Annotated in this window: 18 protein-coding genes; 9 read left to right on the top strand and 9 right to left on the bottom strand. The window is 38.1% G+C overall.

The window, feature by feature from the left end; all coding sequences use genetic code 11:
* Nucleotides 1-3: 3 nt before the first annotated feature.
* From OTK00_RS01475 to OTK00_RS01465, 3 genes are read right to left on the bottom strand one after another with little or no spacing between them, the layout of a single operon-like run.
* Nucleotides 4-471 (bottom strand): 4Fe-4S dicluster domain-containing protein, encoded by a 468-nt coding sequence (locus OTK00_RS01475; protein ID WP_082054572.1) that lies wholly within the window; start codon nt 469-471, stop codon nt 4-6.
* 4 nt (nt 472-475) lie between these two features.
* On the bottom strand, nt 476-1984 hold the full coding sequence (locus OTK00_RS01470; protein ID WP_045168381.1) for a glutamate synthase-related protein: 1509 nt from the start codon (nt 1982-1984) through the stop codon (nt 476-478).
* A complete protein-coding gene (locus OTK00_RS01465) occupies nt 1981-3075 on the bottom strand; it encodes a class II glutamine amidotransferase (protein ID WP_045168382.1) in 1095 nt (364 codons plus the stop codon). The genes OTK00_RS01470 and OTK00_RS01465 overlap by 4 nt, the downstream gene beginning before the upstream one ends.
* A gap of 347 nt (nt 3076-3422) precedes the next feature.
* Between OTK00_RS01465 and OTK00_RS01460 the strand changes: the two genes are divergently transcribed.
* The 8 genes from OTK00_RS01460 to OTK00_RS01425 all read left to right on the top strand — a co-directional run bounded on the left by OTK00_RS01460 (nt 3423) and on the right by OTK00_RS01425 (nt 13359).
* Nucleotides 3423-3746: a cupin domain-containing protein gene (locus tag OTK00_RS01460; protein WP_045168383.1), complete on the top strand. Its 324-nt coding sequence runs from the start codon at nt 3423-3425 to the stop codon at nt 3744-3746.
* 458 nt (nt 3747-4204) lie between these two features.
* Nucleotides 4205-6862: a calcium-translocating P-type ATPase, SERCA-type gene (locus OTK00_RS01455; RefSeq protein ID WP_045168384.1), complete on the top strand. Its 2658-nt coding sequence runs from the start codon at nt 4205-4207 to the stop codon at nt 6860-6862.
* A 101-nt stretch (nt 6863-6963) separates the two neighbouring features.
* Nucleotides 6964-7977, top strand: coding sequence for a sodium:calcium antiporter (locus OTK00_RS01450; protein WP_045168385.1), 1014 nt, complete (start codon nt 6964-6966; stop codon nt 7975-7977).
* Between the two features lie 82 nt (nt 7978-8059).
* The gene (locus OTK00_RS01445; protein WP_045168386.1) at nt 8060-8455 is read left to right on the top strand and encodes a nucleopolyhedrovirus P10 family protein; all 396 of its coding nucleotides are present in this window, start codon (nt 8060-8062) and stop codon (nt 8453-8455) included.
* A 176-nt stretch (nt 8456-8631) separates the two neighbouring features.
* A complete protein-coding gene (locus OTK00_RS01440; protein ID WP_045168387.1) occupies nt 8632-9585 on the top strand; it encodes an ABC transporter ATP-binding protein in 954 nt (317 codons plus the stop codon).
* The gene (locus OTK00_RS01435) at nt 9582-10445 is read left to right on the top strand and encodes an ABC transporter permease (protein WP_045168388.1); all 864 of its coding nucleotides are present in this window, start codon (nt 9582-9584) and stop codon (nt 10443-10445) included. The genes OTK00_RS01440 and OTK00_RS01435 overlap by 4 nt, the downstream gene beginning before the upstream one ends.
* 14 nt (nt 10446-10459) lie before the next feature.
* Nucleotides 10460-11917, top strand: a complete 1458-nt coding sequence (locus tag OTK00_RS01430; RefSeq protein WP_045170017.1) for a GldG family protein — start codon at nt 10460-10462, stop codon at nt 11915-11917.
* Nucleotides 11914-13359 carry a DUF4340 domain-containing protein gene (locus tag OTK00_RS01425; RefSeq protein ID WP_045168389.1) on the top strand — a complete coding sequence of 482 codons (1446 nt, stop codon included), beginning with the start codon at nt 11914-11916 and terminating at the stop codon, nt 13357-13359. Before OTK00_RS01430 ends, OTK00_RS01425 begins: the two co-directional genes overlap by 4 nt.
* A 102-nt stretch (nt 13360-13461) precedes the next feature.
* Here the strand turns inward: OTK00_RS01425 and OTK00_RS01420 are convergent, their stop codons facing one another.
* The 6 genes from OTK00_RS01420 to OTK00_RS01395 form a co-directional block, all read right to left on the bottom strand.
* Entirely contained in the window at nt 13462-14490 is a 1029-nt protein-coding gene (locus tag OTK00_RS01420; protein ID WP_045168390.1) for a sugar kinase, read from the bottom strand.
* Between the two features lie 3 nt (nt 14491-14493).
* Nucleotides 14494-15141 (bottom strand): bifunctional 2-keto-4-hydroxyglutarate aldolase/2-keto-3-deoxy-6-phosphogluconate aldolase, encoded by a 648-nt coding sequence (locus OTK00_RS01415; protein WP_045168391.1) that lies wholly within the window; start codon nt 15139-15141, stop codon nt 14494-14496.
* Nucleotides 15087-15401 carry an FGGY family carbohydrate kinase gene (locus OTK00_RS12135; protein WP_241765410.1) on the bottom strand — a complete coding sequence of 105 codons (315 nt, stop codon included), beginning with the start codon at nt 15399-15401 and terminating at the stop codon, nt 15087-15089. Before OTK00_RS12135 ends, OTK00_RS01415 begins: the two co-directional genes overlap by 55 nt.
* 37 nt (nt 15402-15438) lie before the next feature.
* Nucleotides 15439-16200, bottom strand: a complete 762-nt coding sequence (locus OTK00_RS01405; RefSeq protein ID WP_045168393.1) for a DeoR/GlpR family DNA-binding transcription regulator — start codon at nt 16198-16200, stop codon at nt 15439-15441.
* 192 nt (nt 16201-16392) lie between these two features.
* Complete coding sequence (locus tag OTK00_RS01400; protein WP_045168394.1) at nt 16393-16854, bottom strand: ATP-binding protein; 462 nt, start codon at nt 16852-16854, stop codon at nt 16393-16395.
* 174 nt (nt 16855-17028) lie between these two features.
* Nucleotides 17029-17466 (bottom strand): nucleoside deaminase, encoded by a 438-nt coding sequence (locus OTK00_RS01395; protein WP_045168395.1) that lies wholly within the window; start codon nt 17464-17466, stop codon nt 17029-17031.
* A gap of 144 nt (nt 17467-17610) precedes the next feature.
* Here OTK00_RS01395 and OTK00_RS01390 point away from each other — a divergent pair, with 144 nt between their 5' ends.
* Nucleotides 17611-18939, top strand: a complete 1329-nt coding sequence (locus OTK00_RS01390) for a hypothetical protein (protein ID WP_045168396.1) — start codon at nt 17611-17613, stop codon at nt 18937-18939.
* Nucleotides 18940-18962 lie beyond the last annotated feature (23 nt).

Raw genomic sequence — 18962 nt, 5'->3', positions numbered from 1 at the left:
TTTTCACACCTCTTTGATTACAAGTGCCTCGTTCGGGCAGTTCTTGACGCACGCAGGCTCCCCAAGTTCTAAGCACAAATCACATTTAGATGCTGCTTTTTTGTTCTCCCCACGCCTTACTGCCCCGTGCGGACATGCCATTATACATGACCAGCACCCGACACACTTTTCCTCATCGCAGATGACTCTTCCGTCTTCAAGCTTTTTCATAGCACCTGTGATACAAGCTTTTGTACAGGGGGCATCGTCGCAATGTCTGCATTGCAGTGCAAATGTTGTCCACTCACCACTTTTTTCTTCAACCAAAATCCTTGGAGTTGGTTTTGAATCTTTGTACTTGTTGTAAAGTTTTACAAGCTCATGGGCCTTCACAGTTGGCTTTTTGTATTTAGAATGGGCATACACACAGTAGACCTCGCACAAATGGCAGCCCACACACACCTCTTCTTTTGGAAATATCTTCTTTGCCACCTTTTTAGACCCCCTCTCCTGCATGCTTTACACCAAGAATCTCCATCTCTTTTTCTGTAAGCCCAACTGCTCGAAGCATAAGTCTATTTCCTCTCAAGCTCTCCAGAGCATTTATTCCCATCAATCCCAGCATCTCTTTTATCTCATGTGACCATGCACGGAGCAGATTTGCAGCTCTTTTAGCCCCAATTTCTGGATTTAGCCTTTTTACCAGAACAGGGTCCTGTGTTGCAATACCCCAGTTGCACTTTCCGGTGTGGCACTTCTGGCAAACATGGCACCCTAAGGAAATCAGCGCTGCTGTTCCAATATAAACTGCATCAGCACCAAGTGCAATAGCCTTTACAACATCCGCGCTGTTTCTGATTGAACCTGCAACAATTATTGAAACCTGATTTCTGATCCCTTCTTCTCGAAGTCTTGAGTCAACCGCTGCCAGTGCCAGCTCAATGGGTATACCAACATTGTCTCTTATTCTAAGTGGTGCTGCTCCTGTTCCGCCCCTTACACCGTCTATTGTGATAAAGTCAGCCCCTGCCCTTGCAATCCCAGATGCAATGGCTGCAACGTTGTGCACAGCTGCAATCTTGACACCAACCGGTTTTGTGTAGTTTGTGGCTTCTTTCAGTGCGAAGATAAGCTGTCTTAAGTCTTCAATTGAATAAATATCATGGTGCGGTGCCGGTGAGATTGCGTCAGAGCCAACTGGAATCATTCTCGTTCTTGATACCTCTTCACCAACCTTCTCACCGGGAAGGTGTCCGCCAATTCCCGGCTTTGCACCCTGACCTATCTTTATCTCAATTGCTGCACCTGCGTTCAGATAATCAACATCAACACCAAATCTTCCCGATGCGCACTGAACTATTGCTCTTTCTTTGTATTTGTAAAGCTTTTGATGAAGTCCACCTTCACCTGTATTCCAGTATGTTCCCACATCAACCGCTGCCGCTGCCAGAGACTCGCACGCATTGAGCGATATTGAACCAAATGACATCGCAGAAAACATAATAGGTACTTCCAATTCAAGCTGTGGTGGAAGCTTTGTTTTAAGGTTGCCGTTTTCATCGAACTCAAGTTTATCAGGCTTTCTACCAATGAAGGTTTTGAGCTCCATAGGTTCTCTCAGCGGGTCAATTGATGGATTTGTAACCTGGGATGCGTTTATCAGGAGCCTATCCCAGTAAATTGGTATTGGCTTGTCATTGCCCATACCGGTCAAAAGTATTCCACCTGTCTCTGCCTGTTTGTATATCTCATTTATATATGAAGGTGTCCAGTTAGCATTCTCTTTGAATGCATTTTCTGTCTTTTTGATTGTAAGAGCTTTTGTCGGGCACATAACAACACATCTGTGGCATGCAACACACTTTGAAGAATCTGCAACAACCCTGTCTTCCTCTTCATCATATTCGTGAACTTCGTTTGCGCACTGTCTTACACACACTTTACAACGAATGCACTTTAGCTCATCCCTTACAACCTCAAACTCGTTTTCATACAGCGAAATCATACTATCACCCCTTCGTCAAGAGTAACATAAACAGCTTCGCCACCCTTTGGCATCCAGACCCTATCAAGGTCTTTGCAAATCTCCCTGATAGCCGACTCTTCTGACGCAACATAAACAAAGTCGCCTTTTTGTGCTGCAACAAGTGGTCTTAGTTTTATCCTATCATTCAATGCCAATATTCCATTTGAAAATCCCAAAATGATAGAGAATGGTCCGTTTACAAGACATGATTGATACACAGCTCTAATTGCTCTCAGTTTTTCTCTTTCCTCTTCGCTTTGCCTGTCTATCACACTCCAGAACGGTGCTGCCAGTGCTTTTGCTGCAATCTCCACAGGAAGTTTGTGCTTTCTTAAAAGCAGGTCAAAAAGGTACGCCATGACCTCTGTGTCTGTTCTGAGTGTGCATCTGTATCCAAACATCTCTAAGTATCTATAATTTGTCCCATATGATGAAATCTCACCGTTGTGGACAATTGACCAGTCAAGCAGTGTAAACGGGTGTGCACCGCCCCACCAGCCAGGTGTGTTTGTTGGAAATCTTGAATGTGCTGTCCAGATATATGCCTTGTATTCATCAATCCTGAAAAACTCTCCTATATCTTCAGGATATCCAACCCCTTTGAATGCTCCCATGTTCTTGCCGCTTGAAAATACATATGCACCCTCAATTTGACTGTTTATGAACATGACACTGTCAACAACAAAGTCCTCTTCTGTCTTTTCGGTATCTCTCAACCTTTTCTCAAGAGGCTTTACAAAGTATCGCCACACAATCGGAGCGTTTTGAATGCTTGAAACCTTTCTTGTTGGAATCACTTCACCTTCCAAAACCTCAAAGTTCTGGTTCAGAAAATGCTCTGTATCCTCTTTTGCCTTTATGTCATCAAAGAACAGGTGAAAAGCGTACCAGTCTTTTCTGTCAGGATAGATTCCATATGCTGCAAACCCACCGCCAAGCCCATTACCTCTTTCTTTCATAATGGCAATGGAATTTATGATATCTGTGCCCGAAATCCTCACACCTTTTTTGTTAATAAACCCGGATATAGCACAACCCGACGGAATCCTGACTTGCCCTTCTCTTAGCAATTTTTATACCTCCTGTATATTAATTGTAATTTTTATCTGTATCATAGTTTTTACAAAATTCTGTTAAATTCTTGCATGCAAAAAACAATATTAATACATGTATACAATAGGGTTAAGTTTAATTATAGCAGCAATTTTTAAAATCTTCAATAATAATTTGAGATAATTTTTTCACTTTTTGCAAGTTGAAAATAAAAAACTTGCAAATCAGATGCAGACTTTGTAAAATTTTATATGTGGAAATTTTAAGCGAAGGATTTTTAGAATGTTTACTTATTGCAATGATTACCGGTTGGAATTTAATATAACACATCAGAGAGTAAAAATGAATTTTTTGGGGTGAGAAAATGCCAAAGCGAAATATGAGCAGTCAGCCATCATTGTTTGGTGACCCGGGATTTTCCTCGTGGGGAATTGCTTATTATAAAAAAGGACAGAAAAACATTGTAGAGAGACATACACACGACTGCGATGAGTACTACTTTGTGCTTGAAGGAAAATTGAAAGTAATTTCAGAAGACAGGGAATACATACTCGAAAAAGGTGACATGCTCTGGACAAAGATGGGCGACTTTCATGAAATTGTGGAGGCTTTAGAAGACACAACAATGTTCTGGCTGGAAAGTCCTCTTATGGGCAAAAAGCGAAAAGGACATCAGTATGAACTGTGAAAAAGCAGCACCTGTAAATCTCCTCACTTACAGTCCGTCAACTGGCACTAAGAGTTGAACCTGACGCAAAACTGCTTTTAGCTCATTTACGGCAAACTGCATTAAATAAGCTTTTTTCTAAAATTCTGAAACTATGGCTTGAAAATTTTATTCTCATGGGGTAGAATACAATGTGAAACTAAATATTGCTATTTCCTTTATGTTAAAAGGGAGTAGCACCATAAAGCCCTGTCCTCAACAATCTCGGGAAAGACTTTCATAAAGGTCTTTTTCTGGGGATAGGGGCCCAAAAAAAGGGTGTGCGAGACTTTTAACATGTGATAATTTACATCACATGTTAAAAGTCTTTTTTATTTGTCTTCTAAAAAGATATTTTTAAAACCAAAATAGTTTCTGATGGGGAGCTTCTAAAAACTAAAGACTCCAATAAAATACTCACGAGGAGGGGGAATTCAAACTTGAACCAAAACATTTTTAATTTTCACTCAAAGAATACAGAAACAATTTTGGAAAATCTTAAAACCAATTTAAATGGGCTTTCTACTGAAGAAGCTGAACAAAGGCTTAAAGTGTATGGAAAGAATGTAATCGAAGAAGGAAAAAAGAAGTCAATATTTCTTCTTTTCTTGGAACAGTTCAAAAACGTGATGGTATTTGTACTCATTGCTGCTGCAATTATATCAATCCTTCTTGGCGAGGCGGCAGACGCTGTAATCATTGTAGCAGTTTTACTCATCAACGCAGTCTTTGGAGTCGCGCAAGAGCTGAAAGCTGAAAAAGCAATAGATGCGCTCAAAAAACTTAATATGCCATATGCAAAAGTCTACAGAGACGGACATTTGATGCAAATCAGAACTGACGAAATAGTAGTTGGAGATATAATTGAGATTGAAGCGGGGGATATCGTCCCTGCAGATTTAAGACTTATTGAAAGCACAAATCTCAAGGTTGATGAGTCAGCTTTAACTGGCGAATCTGTCCCTGTTGAAAAAGAGGCAAATAGTGTTCTTGATGAGTCAACTCCTCTTGCAGAAAGGACTAATATGGCTTTCATGGGAACAACTGTAACGTATGGTCGAGGAAAAGGTGTGGTTGTTGCAACAGGAATGAGAACAGAGATAGGCAAAATTGCAAACTTTGTAAATATCCAGTCCACAATTGATACCAAAACTCCTTTGCATGAAAAGTTAGAAGAAATTGGAAAATATCTCACATTTGGAATACTGGCAATTGCCTTTATTGTTTTTGTAACCGGACTTCTTTATGGTAGAGAAACGTTTGAAATGTTTTTAACAGCTGTGTCTTTAGCTGTTGCTGCAATTCCTGAAGGACTTCCTGCTGTTGTGACAATTGTCCTTGCAATTGGCGTTCAAAAAATGGCAAAACGAAATGCTATCATAAGAAGATTATCTTCAATTGAAACCTTAGGAAGGGTAGAAGTTATCTGTTCTGACAAAACCGGGACATTAACTCAAAATAAGATGAATGTTGTAAAAATTTATTGCAATAATAATCTGGTTGAGAACTTTGAACATGAAGATAATACAACAAAGACTTTACTTCACATAATGACACTTTGTAACGATGTGAAAATGGATTTGATTAATAAACATCCTCACTTTATTGGCGACCCTACTGAAATTGCTCTGGTAAAATTTGCTTTTGAAAAAGGCTTTAACAAAAATGCAATTGAGAAATTGCTAAAGCGAGTTTATGAAATACCTTTTGATTCTGTCAGGAAAATGATGACAACTGTGCATGAGATAAGAAATGACGAAAGACTTTTTGTGCTTTCCAAGGGAGCTGTGGATGTAATAATCAATAAATGTAAATTCATAATGGTAAATGATGAAATACTACCTCTTGACGAAAATATGCACAACAAAATCTTGCAGTCAAACAAAGAAATGTCCTCCAATGCACTTAGAGTTTTAGCTTTTGCATATAAAGAAATCAATAAAAATGAGTTAGAGGACAAAAACGCTATTGAAGACAATCTCATCTTCATAGGACTTGTTGGAATGATAGACCCACCACGCCCAGAAGCCTACAATGCAGTTGAGGTATGTTACCAGGCAGGTATCACACCTGTGATGATAACAGGAGACCATAAAGACACAGCTGTAGCAATTGCAAAAGAATTAAAGATAATTGATACAAGCAAAGAAGAACTTTCACAGGTTTTGACAGGCAGTGAAATTGAAAAATTAGATGACCAGCAACTAAAGGAAAAAGTAAAAGAGGTAAAAGTTTACGCAAGAGTGTCTCCAGAGCACAAATTAAGAATTGTTAAGGCATGGAAAAGTCATGGTAAAATAGTTGCTATGACAGGTGATGGAGTAAACGATGCACCTGCCCTGAAGGCAGCTGATATTGGAATTGGCATGGGAATAACAGGAACAGATGTAACAAAGAATGTATCTGATGTTATCTTAGCAGATGATAACTTTGCAACAATTGTTGCTGCTGTTGAAGAAGGAAGAAAGATTTATGACAATATACGAAAAACCATTCAATTTTTGCTTTCATCAAATATCGGAGAAGTTGCAACACTGTTCTTTGCAACACTTTTAAACTGGGTAGTATTGTATCCAATTCACATTCTCTGGGTAAACCTTGTGACTGACACTTTCCCAGCTTTGGCACTTGGCATGGAAAAAGCAGAAAGTGACGTAATGAAGAGAAAACCAAAGAAAACTTCAGAAAATATATTTGCTGGTGGCCTTGGCTTTTCAATCCTGTATCAGGGCTTTTTAAAAGGTTTTATAACATTATTTGTCTTCTTTATTGGAAACAAGTTATATGACCACAAAACTGCCATCACTATGACTTTCATGGTATTGAGCCTTATACAGCTAACTCATGCATACAATGTGCGTTCAAACATCAACTCGCTATTTAAAATGGGAGTGTTTTCTAACATATACCTAAACCTTGCTTTTATAGCTTCGTTCTTGCTTCAGGTTGTAGTGCTAATAGTTCCACCGCTTAGAGAGTTATTCAAGCTGACATCTTTAAATTTTGAGCAGTGGACAATCATAATTTTAGCGTCACTTTCTATAATTCCTATTGTGGAAGTAGTAAAATACTTTACACGCCATTTTCATAGGGAATAAATTTTTGATAAGATTAAGAATTTGCCTTCACTTGACACTTTTTGTGTCAAAGTAGTATTCTTATTAAAGTATTGACTTGAAGCAACAACATACAGAAAGGGATGACCAAGGTGGCAGTAACATATGTAATAAAGCTAATTTTTTCTTTATTTATAATACTTTTTGGTTGCACTTTCTTTACCAATGCAGTTGAATGGTTTGGCAAAAGAATGAACTTGGGTCAAGGTGCGGTGGGAAGTATCCTGGCAGCTGTTGGAACTGCTTTGCCTGAAACAATAATACCCATCATTGCAATCCTTTTTGCCAGAGGGGAAAGTTCTCATCAGGTTGGCATTGGTGCAATTGCCGGTGCCCCTTTTATGCTCGGAACACTGGCATTTTTCATAACCGGACTTGCCACAATAATCTATACTCTTTTGAAGAAAAGAACTTTGAAGATGAACGTCGACCTGAGCGTATTTGAACGCGACCTTACCTATTTTCTCATTGTCTATGGTATTGCCGTTTTGACAACTTTTATACACAATCACAGGGCTATAAGAGTAATAATAGCAATCATTTTGTTTGTAGCCTATATAATATATGTCAAAAAGACTCTTGCAGACGAAAGTGAAGAGACCGAAGGAGAAGAATTAGAAGAGCTTTATTTTGCAAAGTTCTTAAAACTTCCTAATAATCTTTTCTGGATACTGGCTCAGCTTCTTCTTTCACTGCTTCTAATAATTTATGGTGCCCACCTGTTTGTCGACTATGTCCAGAAAGTAGCAACTATTATTGGTGTTCCTGCACTGATACTTTCAATTATCATAACACCTATTGCAACAGAACTTCCTGAGAAGCTAAATTCTGTTATATGGATAGGAAAGAAAAAAGACACACTTGCGCTTGGAAATATCACGGGTGCAATGGTATTTCAGTCATCTGTCCCGGTTGTCTTTGGAATAATATTTACACCCTGGGATTTAAAAGGTATAACAATGGTTTCTGCTATCCTGGCATTTGTATCTGCTCTTTTGAACCTTTTATGGGTTAAAATCAAAAAATCTGTAAACCCGGTTGCACTTTTGTTTGGCGGAGTTTTATACTTGATTTTCCTGGGGTATGTTTTTCTTTAATTTTTTGTAAATAGATTTTTTCAATCAGGTAAGTTATAATTATAGCTAAGAGTTGTATTTTAACTTTTGTGAGGAGATAAAGATGAGTGATAGAGAAATCTTAGAGCTTATCTTAAAAAAGGTTGAAACGGTAGACCAAAAGATTGACAGACTTGAAAAGAGAGTTGATAGTCTCGAAAAGAGGGTTGAGAGGTTAGAGCTTCAAGTTTCAGAAAATACCCAAATCCTAAAAGCATTAGAGCATCTTTCACAGGTAAACAAAGCTGAACATGATAATTTTACCCATCAGCTTGCAAGGATGGAGGGTTTACTTAACTCTGTAATTGCAAACAACAGCAAAGACCATGATGCTTTATTTAAACAAGCCGAAGAGAATACTCAAAAAATAGCAAAGCTTGAAAAGGATCTGACAGTAATTGAATCTGTATGCGGTAAAAACATGCAGGACATTGCATTTTTAAAAGGTGCAAAAATTTAAAAGTACATAAGAAGCTTTAGAGCAAAAAAGGCTCTCTGGGATTTGCAGAGAGCTTTTTTAAACAAAAAAATACAAGTAAAAAATGACTTAACAAATTGTTCACACATTATGTTATAGTTTATACTATAATTAAAACTGTACACTCATATACTTGTCAATCTGAGGAGGGATATTTTTTGATAAAGGTTGAACACTTAACAAAAAAATATGGACAGCACTATGCAATTCACGACATCTCATTTGAAGTACAAAAGGGGGAAATAGTTGGTTTTCTGGGACCAAACGGTGCCGGGAAATCCACCACAATGAACATCATAACCGGTTATTTATCACCCACAGAAGGAACAGCCTATGTTGATGGATTTGACATCTTAGAAGAGCCCGAAGAAGTTAAAAGAAGAATTGGGTATCTGCCAGAAAATCCCCCGCTTTATCTTGATATGACTGTTCAGGAATACCTTGATTTTGTGAGCGATATCAAAAAGGTGGACAGAAAAGAGAAGAAAAGAAGCATGGACAGGATAATGGAAATGGTTGGCATTGCCCATGTGAGAAACAGGCTTATAAAAAATCTTTCCAAAGGTTATAAGCAGAGAGTTGGACTTGCCCAGGCTTTGATTGGAAACCCACCTGTTTTGATTCTGGATGAGCCGACAATTGGTCTTGACCCGAAACAGATAATTGAAATAAGGACAGTTATCAAAAACCTTCGCAGTGAACATACAATAATCCTGAGTTCACATATTCTGCCAGAGGTAAGTGCTGTTTGCGAAAGAGTTCTGATAATCAACAAGGGAAGGATAGTTGCAAGCGACACTCCAGAAAATTTGTCCAAAAGACTTGTTCACGGAAGCAAAGTTCAGCTAAGAATTCTCGGGCAAAGGCAAAAAGTTTATGGGATACTTGAAAAGGTGCCGGGCGTAAAATATGTAGAGTTCATCGGACCAAAAGAACCAAATACTGTTGAGGTTATTGTGGAGTCAGAAAACGACATGGATATAAGAGCAGATATATTCTATGCGCTGAGTGAGGCAAAACTTCCTATTTTGATGATGAGAGCAGTGGACCTCACACTTGAGGAGATATTCCTGCAGCTCACAACCGAAGAAAAGGAGGCTGAAGCTGTATGAGTGCAGTCTTGAAAAAAGAATTAAAGATATACTTTTCAACACCAACAGGATATATTTTCATGGGATTTTTCCTTTTGATTTCAGGATTCTTCTTTGCTGTGTCAAACCTTTTTCCGGCAAGCCCGAACTATACATCAGTGCTTGGCAATATAACATTTATATTTCTGGTTGTTGTACCAGTGCTTACAATGAGACTTTTGAGCGAAGAGGCAAGAACAAAGACAGACCAGCTCCTTTTAACATCACCACTGAAACTTACCGAGATTGTGCTTGGCAAGTATTTGGCTGCTGTTGGTGTTTTTGTCATCACCATTGCTGTTACCATACTGTACCCTGTAATACTTTCTTTTTACGGTGATATTCCCGTGGCAGAAACCCTCGGTGCATATATAGGATTTTTCCTGCTGGGTTGTTCATTTATCTCGATAGGTCTTTTTATATCATCACTGACAGACAATCAGTTCATTGCAGCTGTTGTGACATTTTCTGCCCTGCTTCTGACATGGGTTATAGACTGGCTGGAAAGTGCTCTTCCAACAGATAGAGTTGCAGGATTTGTATTTGTTCTTATTCTTGTTGGACTTGTTAGTGCTTGGATTTACCTTACCATAAGAAATATAATCATTAGCGTATTCTCAGCAGTGATAGGAGCAGGAGCATTTATTGCTGTGTACATTTTAAAACCAGATTTCTACGACAACGCTATAGTCAGATTTTTCAAATGGTTTTCACTTTTAAGTAGATACCAGAAATTTACAAACGGTCTTCTGGATTTATCATCCATAGTTTACTATCTGTCTTTTATATTTGTGTTTATATTCCTCACAATAAGAGTACTTGAGAAAAGAAGATGGAGCTAAAAAAGGGGGAAGAAATGGTGAAGTTTGATTTAAAGAGTATTAAAAGCTCATTTAAGACAAGAAAGTTTAAGTATGGCGGATACGCCGCTATGCTCACTGCTTCTGTGGTGGCTATTTTAATAGTTCTAAACCTGCTTGTCGGTCAAATTCCAGCAAAGCTTGACCTTACACACAATAGACTCTACTCACTCTCAAAACCAACAGTTGACCTTTTGAAAAATCTGAAAAAGGATGTGACAATCTACGCCCTTTTCCCGACTGGCAATGAAAACCCTGTAATTTCTGAATTCATTCAAAAATATGCTGAAAAATCCTCACATGTGAAAATCAAATACATAGACCCATATAAAAATCCAGGGTTTGTTAAAAAGTATGACACAAGCGGTACAGGGATTGACGAAGGTTCGCTCATTGTTGAAAGTGGTAACAAGTTTAGAGTAATAAACAGATATGACATGGTTGACTATTCATACAATGAGCAGACGGGTCAATCAAATGTAACCGGACTTACAATAGAGCAAAAACTGACACCTGCAATTTTGTATGTTACATCTGACAAAAGCCCTGTTCTGTACCAGCTAAAGGGGCACGGAGAGGACACGCTTGTCGGGCTTGGTATCTCAAGCGAGATTGAGGCTGCAAACTATGAGATAAGAGATTTGAATCTTCTTACTGAAAAGAGTGTACCTCAGGATGCAACAGCTGTGATAGTAATCTCTCCAAAGACGGACATCTCGGACATTGAGCTTAAAAAATTAAAAGACTATATAAACAGTGGCGGGCGTGCAATGTTTTTGATGGACTTACTCAAAGAAGAGCTTAAAAACTTCAACAGCCTGTTTGAGAGCTTAGGTGTTAGACTCGAACATGGAATTGTCATGGAAGGAGATAACAACTACAATGCAGGAAGCCCTGTATGGATACTGCCAAAACTTGAACCACACGACATTGTAAACCCAATTGATCTCAACAACATGTACATGCTCATACCAAGTGCACAGCCAATTGTTGAGACAAAGTTTAAAAAAAGAACAATCACAATCGAAAAACTTCTTACAACAACATCAAATTCGTGGCTCAGAAAGGACTTAAACTCAACCTCGCTTTCTAAAGAAAAAGGCGATGAAAGTGGCCCATTTACTTTGGCTGTTGCAATTACTGACAAGGCAGATGCACTCAATGCCAAGCTCAGACCAAGAGATGCAAAGATTGTGATAGTTGGTAGTGCCATTTTCCTGAACAGTCAATTTTCAAAAAATGTTCCGGGGAATTTGAACTTTGTAGTAAATGCTCTCAACTGGTTACAGGATAAAAAAGATACCCTGCAAATTCAACCAAAGGATCTTACAACCTTCAGACTCAACATTAGTGCAACACAGGCTATGGTCTGGGCAGCAATAACCGTGGTCGGAATACCGATTGTTATTCTGGTACTGGGCTTAACTGTATGGCTGAGGAGGAGACATCTATGAGAAAAAAGAAAAACAGACTTTTTTCAATTGTGTCAGCACTTTTGATTCTGGCTATTGTAATTGGCGCATACTTTTATGTAAGCTATGTGAACAAGAAAAAACAGGAGGCTGAAGAAAAAAAGTCCTCTTCAGCCTCTGTCACCATAACAAATTTTGATAGAAATAAGATTACAAAGATAGATATTAAGCACGATGGCATCCACCTTGTACTTGAAAAGATCAAAGACAAGTGGATTGTAAATGGAATAAACAACCCTCTTTATTTTGACCAGGATAAAATTGATGACATTGCATTTTCGTGTGCCCAGATGTCAGCTGAAAAGATTGCTGATAGCAACCCAAAAGACCTCAAAAAATATGGTCTTGACAACCCGAAATCCATTGTGGAGGCAACACTCAGCGACGGCAAAAAGGTTACATTCTATCTTGGGGCAGAAACCCCAGTATCCTCTGCTTATTACCTGATGAAAAAAGGTGATCCCAAGGTTTATGTTGTGTGGGTAAATCATGCAGAAAACTTTACAATAAAACCTCAGAAGCTTTTGAGCGTTAAGATCCCCGAGATTGACACTCAAAATATTATGTATGTAAAGCTTGTGAGGAAAGGTCAGCCAACAATTGAAATCAAAAAGGTTGATGAGACAAATTCAAAAGACAATGAATCAAAGTATTATGTGAGGCTGTTGACTCTGGTTCAACCATACAGCCAGCCGGTTGGGGTTGCAAGTGACAAGTTTTCAGAGTTCATTGAAAATGTTCCAAATTTCAGTCCTGAAGATATAGTTGGGGATGATGTTTACAATCCCAAGTACGGACTGCAGTCGCCAAGAATAGAGCTTGTTGTAAAGGACAATAAAAATACTCTGCATCTTTTTGTTGGCAACAATGCAGATGACTCAACTGTTTACTGTAAAATGGCTGACTCAAAGGTTGTATTTACAATGTCAACTTACAAGATAGATTTCATGAATACTGTAAAGCCTTTTGATCTTATCGAAAAGTTTGCCTATATAGTAAATATCGATTATGTTGACAAGATTGATATATTTACAAAAGAAAAGAAGCACACACTTATACTTGACAAAAAGCTTATTAAAAAAGCCACAAGTGAACAAGAATCCGACGAATACCAGTACAATTTTAAAGCGGATGGCAGGAAGATTGATGAAGATACTTTCAAAAAATTCTATCAGGAAATCATTGGTCTTCTAATTGACGGTGAAAACGACAAAAACCCCGCAGGCACACCCGAAGTCACAATGAAGTTCTACCTTGTCAATAAAAAAGTTGACACAGTGGAATATATACCATACAACGACGATTTTTACATGGTTGTTCGAAATGGAAAGTCTGATTTTGTAATTGCAAAAGAACAGGTTCAAAAGGTATTAAAAGATCTGGAAGACCTTGTTGCAGGTAAGTACAAACCACCGGAAGATTAACAGTCTTAAAAAAAATGGGAGCTGTCGAAAATGATGATCGGCAGCTCCCTGTTTTTCTTCATTTATCAATTGGAATCTTAAACAGCCTGAAAATAAAGAATTCTATCTTTTCATCAAGCCGTGTCCATCCTGCAACAGCGCCTGTTTTACCTCTTCAAGTGTGACAAAGGCAGCATCACCTTCAATGGTATGCTTCAATGCACACATGTACGTTGATAGCTCAAGCATTTCCTTTTCAGAAAAGTCATTCAGAATTCCATAAAGCACACCTGCAGTGAAAGCATCTCCTCCTCCTACCCTGTCAATAATCTCTATCTCACGCTTTGAAGAAAAGACTATGTTGCCACCTGTGTCTTTTGTATAAGCAAAGAATATGTTTTTAGAAGAGGATATACTCCTTCTTGCTGCCAGAACTATCCTTTTCAAATCGGGGAATGCATCTTCTAACCTTTTGAACAACAGTTTTTGCCCTTCTTCTTTCAGGTCAATCCCTTCAAAGTACTCTTGCTCAACTTCAATCTTCAGCACTCTTCTCACATGCTCTTCATTTGTAATCAATATATCAACATATGGCATAAGCTGCGAGATTACCTCATGCGCCTTGTCATAGCTCCAAAGCTTTGAACGGAAGTTTATGTCAAATGCAACCTTCACACCCATTTGTTTTGCGAGCTTGAAAGCAATCTTTAGCTCATTTAGGACATTTCCAGACAGTGCCGCTGTAATACCTGTTGAGAAGAATATCCTGGTACCGGATAAAATCCTCTCCCAATCTATATCCCCTGTCTGAACTTCATTTATTGCAGAACCTGCCCTGTCATATACAACAGAAGATGGTCTTTGCCCAACTCCTTTTTCAAGAAAGTATATCCCGAGCCTTTTACCCTTTCTCACAATAGCACCTGTGTCAACACCAAATTTCCTCAGATAATTCACAGTGGCGTCGCCAAGTGAATTTGGGGGAAGCAGAGTAACATATGCTGTTTTTGCACCCAACCCGGAGAGGGCAACAACCACATTTGCTTCAGCACCGCCAAAATTTATATCAAAAGATGATGCCTGGACAATTCGCTGATACCCGGGTGGAGATAGTCTCAACATTATCTCGCCAAATGCCACCACATCAAACATATCCTATACCTTCCCCTTTGCCCTGTTTATTTTCTCAACAAACTGTTTGCAAACTTCCTGTACTTTATCGTACTGGTCGTTTGCCGCATACTTTGTTATATTTCCACCAACACCAACTGCAAAAGCCCCTGCTTTAATCCATTCCTCAACATTATCAAGGTCAACTCCACCGGTTGGCATAAGTCTTGCCTGCGGTATTGGTCCTCTGTATGCCTTTATTATTTTGGGTCCAAAAAGCTCACCGGGGAAAATCTTCACCACGTCTGCTCCGCACTCCAATGCTTCAACCACCTCTTTAATGGTCATAGCCCCGGGCATGGATGCTATTCTGTATCTGTTGCAAAGTTTCACCATATCTGCATTCAGATAGGGACTCACAACAAACTTGGCACCGGCAAGTATTGCAATCCTTGCTGTCTCAGCATCCAGAACTGTCCCTGCACCGATGAGTATTTCATCCTCGCTATAGGTTGAGGTAAGGGTTTTTATAATGCTGTCTGCATCCGGAACAGTAAATGTTATCTCAATTGCAGAAGCACCACCCTTTATACACGCCTCTGTGATTCTGAGTGCTTTGTCCTTTGACTCTGCTCTTACTACAACAACAAGCCCGTTCTCGTGAATCCTTTGCAAAACTTGCTCTTTCTCCATTTTCTACTCCTCTCCTTTTGTAAATTTATCCTTCCCTTCCACATAACCCAGGCGATACGAAATTTTTCTGGCTGTGTCCACAACTCTGTATCAGCAACGCACTCGCCCCACAAGTCATTCCACACCTGTTCAGCCCATTCAATCTGTGGCGTGTACGTGGGATATTCTCTGTTTGACTTTGCTAAAATATTACCCTGCAAATCAAAAACTATCACCTTGCACGCTGTTGTCCCAATATCAATTGTGAGAATTTTATCCATGGAATTTGTTTTACTCCTTTCAGAAAAACTCAAATGTTTATACAATAGTAAGTTTCACACCTTTTTGTCTAAACTTTTCAGCAAGTTCACTGTCAATCACGCCCGAGGTTATAATCTCTGTAACCCTGTTCAAACTGCAGAACGAGACCATGGCATTTTTTAAAAACTTACTGCTGTCTGCAACAACTACTACCTCTTTACTGCTTTCAATCATTGCTCTTTTAACCTCTGCTTCAAATATGTCAGAGGTAGTAAGCCCTTTTTCGAGCGAAATTCCACTTGTCCCAATGAATGCTATATCAGCACTGAATTGCATAAAACTCTTTTGCGCCTCCGGCCCAACTGTTGAAAAATTAGAATTTTTAACTTTGCCGCCAACCAGGAAAAGATTAATATTGCTGTTTGATACAAGTTCATTGATAATGTTCACGCCATTGGTAATTACAGTTATATTTTGAGCTGTTTTTAAATTTCTTGCTATTTGCTGGGTAGTTGTACCCGTGTCTAAGATTATTATCATACCTTCTTTAATTCTCTTTATCGCTTCTTTTGCTATCTTTTCTTTCTCCTGTATAAACTCTCTTGCCCTCTGAGAAATAGGTGGAACAACTGCAAATCCTTCTTTTAGAATTGCTCCCCCGTAATTCTTCTCGATTATCCCTTCCTGTTCAAGCTTTTTAAGATCACGTCGAATAGTCTCGTCTGATACGTTGAATATATTACACAGTTCTGTGACAGTTACACTCTTTTTTTCCATCAAGATTTCTTTTATTTTCTGCCTTCTTGTTGCAGAGAGCATATCTTTCATCACCTATTCTTTTATGTGGATTCGTGTGTCAACTTACTATTATTCTACTCAATTTTTTGAGGAATTGCAATATCAAATTCAAAATAAATACACAAAATTCTTCATAACTTCCTTTAAAAATTTTCAAATAAACAGGGGACCTGTTTAACCCGGTCCCCCAACAATCTTTTCTCAATTACTTTTTTATTTTGCATTTTCACATATAACATGCTCTTTTTTCAACTTCCTCAAAGCAACAATTTTATTGCCCTTCTGATTTTGTTTTACCCTTTCACAGAGAGAGGAGACAATCATCAGCCCGCGTCCAAATTCATACAAATTTTCCACCCTATTGTCTTCCACATAAGGTGTATATTCTCTGAATATATTTTCTAAATTAAATCCTTCTCCTTCATCCTCAACAACAATGTAACTGAGCTTTTTGTCAACAATTCCTACCTTTACTCTCACACTTTTTGACCTATCTTCCCTGTTGCCATGGACAACAGCATTTATCAAAAGCTCGTTTATAATAAGTTTAAATTCCAGAAGCTCATCCGAAGTCAAGTCTGCCTCTGCTATCAAAAATGAAAGAATCTCCTTTTCAATTGTTTTAATAAGTTGAAGATCACTAGAAAATACAAGCTGTAAGAACTTATTCTCCATTTCTGCCTCGCAACCTTTCTTTTTCTTGATAATATGTGCTCCTGCTTTTCACTAACAAACTTTCAATTTGCTTTTGCACACCTTTTAAAAACCTTTGTACAATCCTCTGAAAATCTCTTCTACTAAATATATACCCTTAAAACTCTAAAATTTCACACATTTCACTATCGAAACTTACTCCTTCTCTCTTCTTTTTTCAAAAAAGCTTTTCAGAAGGCTTTTGCACTCATCTTCACATATTCCTCCTATTACTTCCACTTTATGATTCAGATTTGGATTATGTGAAAGATTAAAGCAGGACTCAGCAGCACCCATCTTAAAGTCCCTTGCTCCAAAATAAAGCCTGCTAATCTTGCTCAGAACTATCGCACCCATGCACATTGGACAGGGCTCTTTTGTCACAACCATCTCGCAACCTCTCAAGTCCTTTGTGGAAAGCTTGGATGTGGCATCAAGTATTGCAAGAAGCTCTGCATGGAATATGGCATTTTTACTGTCATTTTTTTGTATACTAACTATCTCACCATCTTTGATTACCGCGGCTGCTATGGGAATGTCTTCCATAGCACTCACATAATCTATCAGTTTCCTCATTACATTATATATATACATCAACTTTTCACCCTTTTTCTTTATCAATTTTTAACAAATTTTTTCGAATTTTTTTGTCAGAGGGCAGGTCAAAAAACATGTTTATTCGGTCTGTCTTTAGTGATACTATTATTTATAGCAGTAAAAAATATGGAGTGAACTGAATTGGAAAATGCAAACCAGTTTATAACAAAATATATCTATCTTTTTGCTATAACAAGCCTTATTTTCCCGGTTTTTATGATGTTTTCTTCACTTGTTATGGTCAGAATACCATCTGATATATTTATATCATTCCTGGTAATGAACATTCTATTTTTGTTAATTCCATACCTTATCAAAAAAAGAAGTACAGGACTCTGGGAGAAAGCTTTAAATATCCTCTTTATAATAATAATTCCCCAGGGCTATGCTTTGATTGTGCTAAAACCCTATGGTATTTTTGAAATGCTCATAGGTCAAATATTCTGCATGGGGCTTTACATTCACTCATATCTGATTTACGAAAAGGAAGAAGTCAGCATCTCCTTTGGAGCAATTTTAGCAGGTCTCTGGACAATCATAATTGTTGGAGCACTCTCAAAATTTATGAATGTCCCAGATAATATTATAAAACAATACACTACCTATTCAATAATTTTTCTCATAACAAGCGTGTATCTCTCTAACAGGGTAAATTTAGAAAATATACTGAGCCGCAAATACAGAAGGACAAATAGCATTTCAACAAGCATAAGTTTTATAAACATGTTCTTGAGCATAGGGTTTATTGTAATTTTGCTTCTACTTTTCAGGTTCAAAGGAATCACTCCATATATTGTTGATTTCATTCTCAGGATAATAAGATTTATCTTTGCGATAATAAAGAAGATAATAGAATTTTTGAGTCTACTGCTTGCCCCAACCAAGCCCGAATCAAATGCGGCGGATGGTCTTTCTGAATTTCTCAGGAATATGAAGAGTACAAAAAAGAGCTTGCTTTCTCAAATACTTGACATAATCGGGCATCTTCTGACAATTGGAATTCTTGGATTTTTGATTTACAAAGCACTCGGACTTTTGAAAAATATAATCGGTGATTTTATAAGAAATCTTCTTATTCTTCTGGGAAAAGCCACTTCAAACATCAAAATGGTAGAAAGAGGTCAAAATTACACCGATGTCAAAACCTTTATATTTGCAAAACGCACGCCAAAAACCAGGCTGCAAAAGAAAAAAATTGGAAAGATAAACATAAGAAACATCCCTGATCTGAATCTGCGCCTAAGAATGATTTTTAAAGTTGCAATGGAGTACTTCTATTTCAGGAAAAACTACAACTTAAAACCAACACTCACTCCTTCTGAAATGTGCATGATAATCAAAAAAGGTGAATTTGCAAACGGCAGTATCATTGAAAAGCTGGTTATGGAATACAACAAAGTGAGATACAACAAAAATTATTCCATTGAATCAACCCGGCAGTTCGAAGAGTTCTTTGAAAATTTAAAATAAAATGCTCCGGTATATTAATGTGT

It is taken from the genome of Caldicellulosiruptor morganii (assembly GCF_026810225.1).
Lineage (GTDB): Bacteria > Bacillota > Thermoanaerobacteria > Caldicellulosiruptorales > Caldicellulosiruptoraceae > Caldicellulosiruptor > Caldicellulosiruptor morganii.
This window is presented reverse-complemented; position numbering and strand designations above follow the sequence as displayed.

Bases quoted from the DNA above. Each gene is read 5' to 3' on its own strand.
- OTK00_RS01470 (WP_045168381.1), bottom strand. From the start codon at position 1,984: ATGATTTCGCTGTATGAAAACGAGTTTGAGGTTGTAAGGGATGAGCTA.
- OTK00_RS01460 (WP_045168383.1), top strand. From the start codon at position 3,423: ATGCCAAAGCGAAATATGAGCAGTCAGCCATCATTGTTTGGTGACCCG.
- OTK00_RS01450 (WP_045168385.1), top strand. From the start codon at position 6,964: ATGACCAAGGTGGCAGTAACATATGTAATAAAGCTAATTTTTTCTTTA.
- OTK00_RS01445 (WP_045168386.1), top strand. From the start codon at position 8,060: ATGAGTGATAGAGAAATCTTAGAGCTTATCTTAAAAAAGGTTGAAACG.
- OTK00_RS01435 (WP_045168388.1), top strand. From the start codon at position 9,582: ATGAGTGCAGTCTTGAAAAAAGAATTAAAGATATACTTTTCAACACCA.
- OTK00_RS01430 (WP_045170017.1), top strand. From the start codon at position 10,460: ATGGTGAAGTTTGATTTAAAGAGTATTAAAAGCTCATTTAAGACAAGA.
- OTK00_RS01425 (WP_045168389.1), top strand. From the start codon at position 11,914: ATGAGAAAAAAGAAAAACAGACTTTTTTCAATTGTGTCAGCACTTTTG.
- OTK00_RS01420 (WP_045168390.1), bottom strand. From the start codon at position 14,490: ATGTTTGATGTGGTGGCATTTGGCGAGATAATGTTGAGACTATCTCCA.
- OTK00_RS01415 (WP_045168391.1), bottom strand. From the start codon at position 15,141: ATGGAGAAAGAGCAAGTTTTGCAAAGGATTCACGAGAACGGGCTTGTT.
- OTK00_RS12135 (WP_241765410.1), bottom strand. From the start codon at position 15,401: ATGGATAAAATTCTCACAATTGATATTGGGACAACAGCGTGCAAGGTG.
- OTK00_RS01405 (WP_045168393.1), bottom strand. From the start codon at position 16,200: ATGCTCTCTGCAACAAGAAGGCAGAAAATAAAAGAAATCTTGATGGAA.
- OTK00_RS01400 (WP_045168394.1), bottom strand. From the start codon at position 16,854: ATGGAGAATAAGTTCTTACAGCTTGTATTTTCTAGTGATCTTCAACTT.
- OTK00_RS01395 (WP_045168395.1), bottom strand. From the start codon at position 17,466: ATGTATATATATAATGTAATGAGGAAACTGATAGATTATGTGAGTGCT.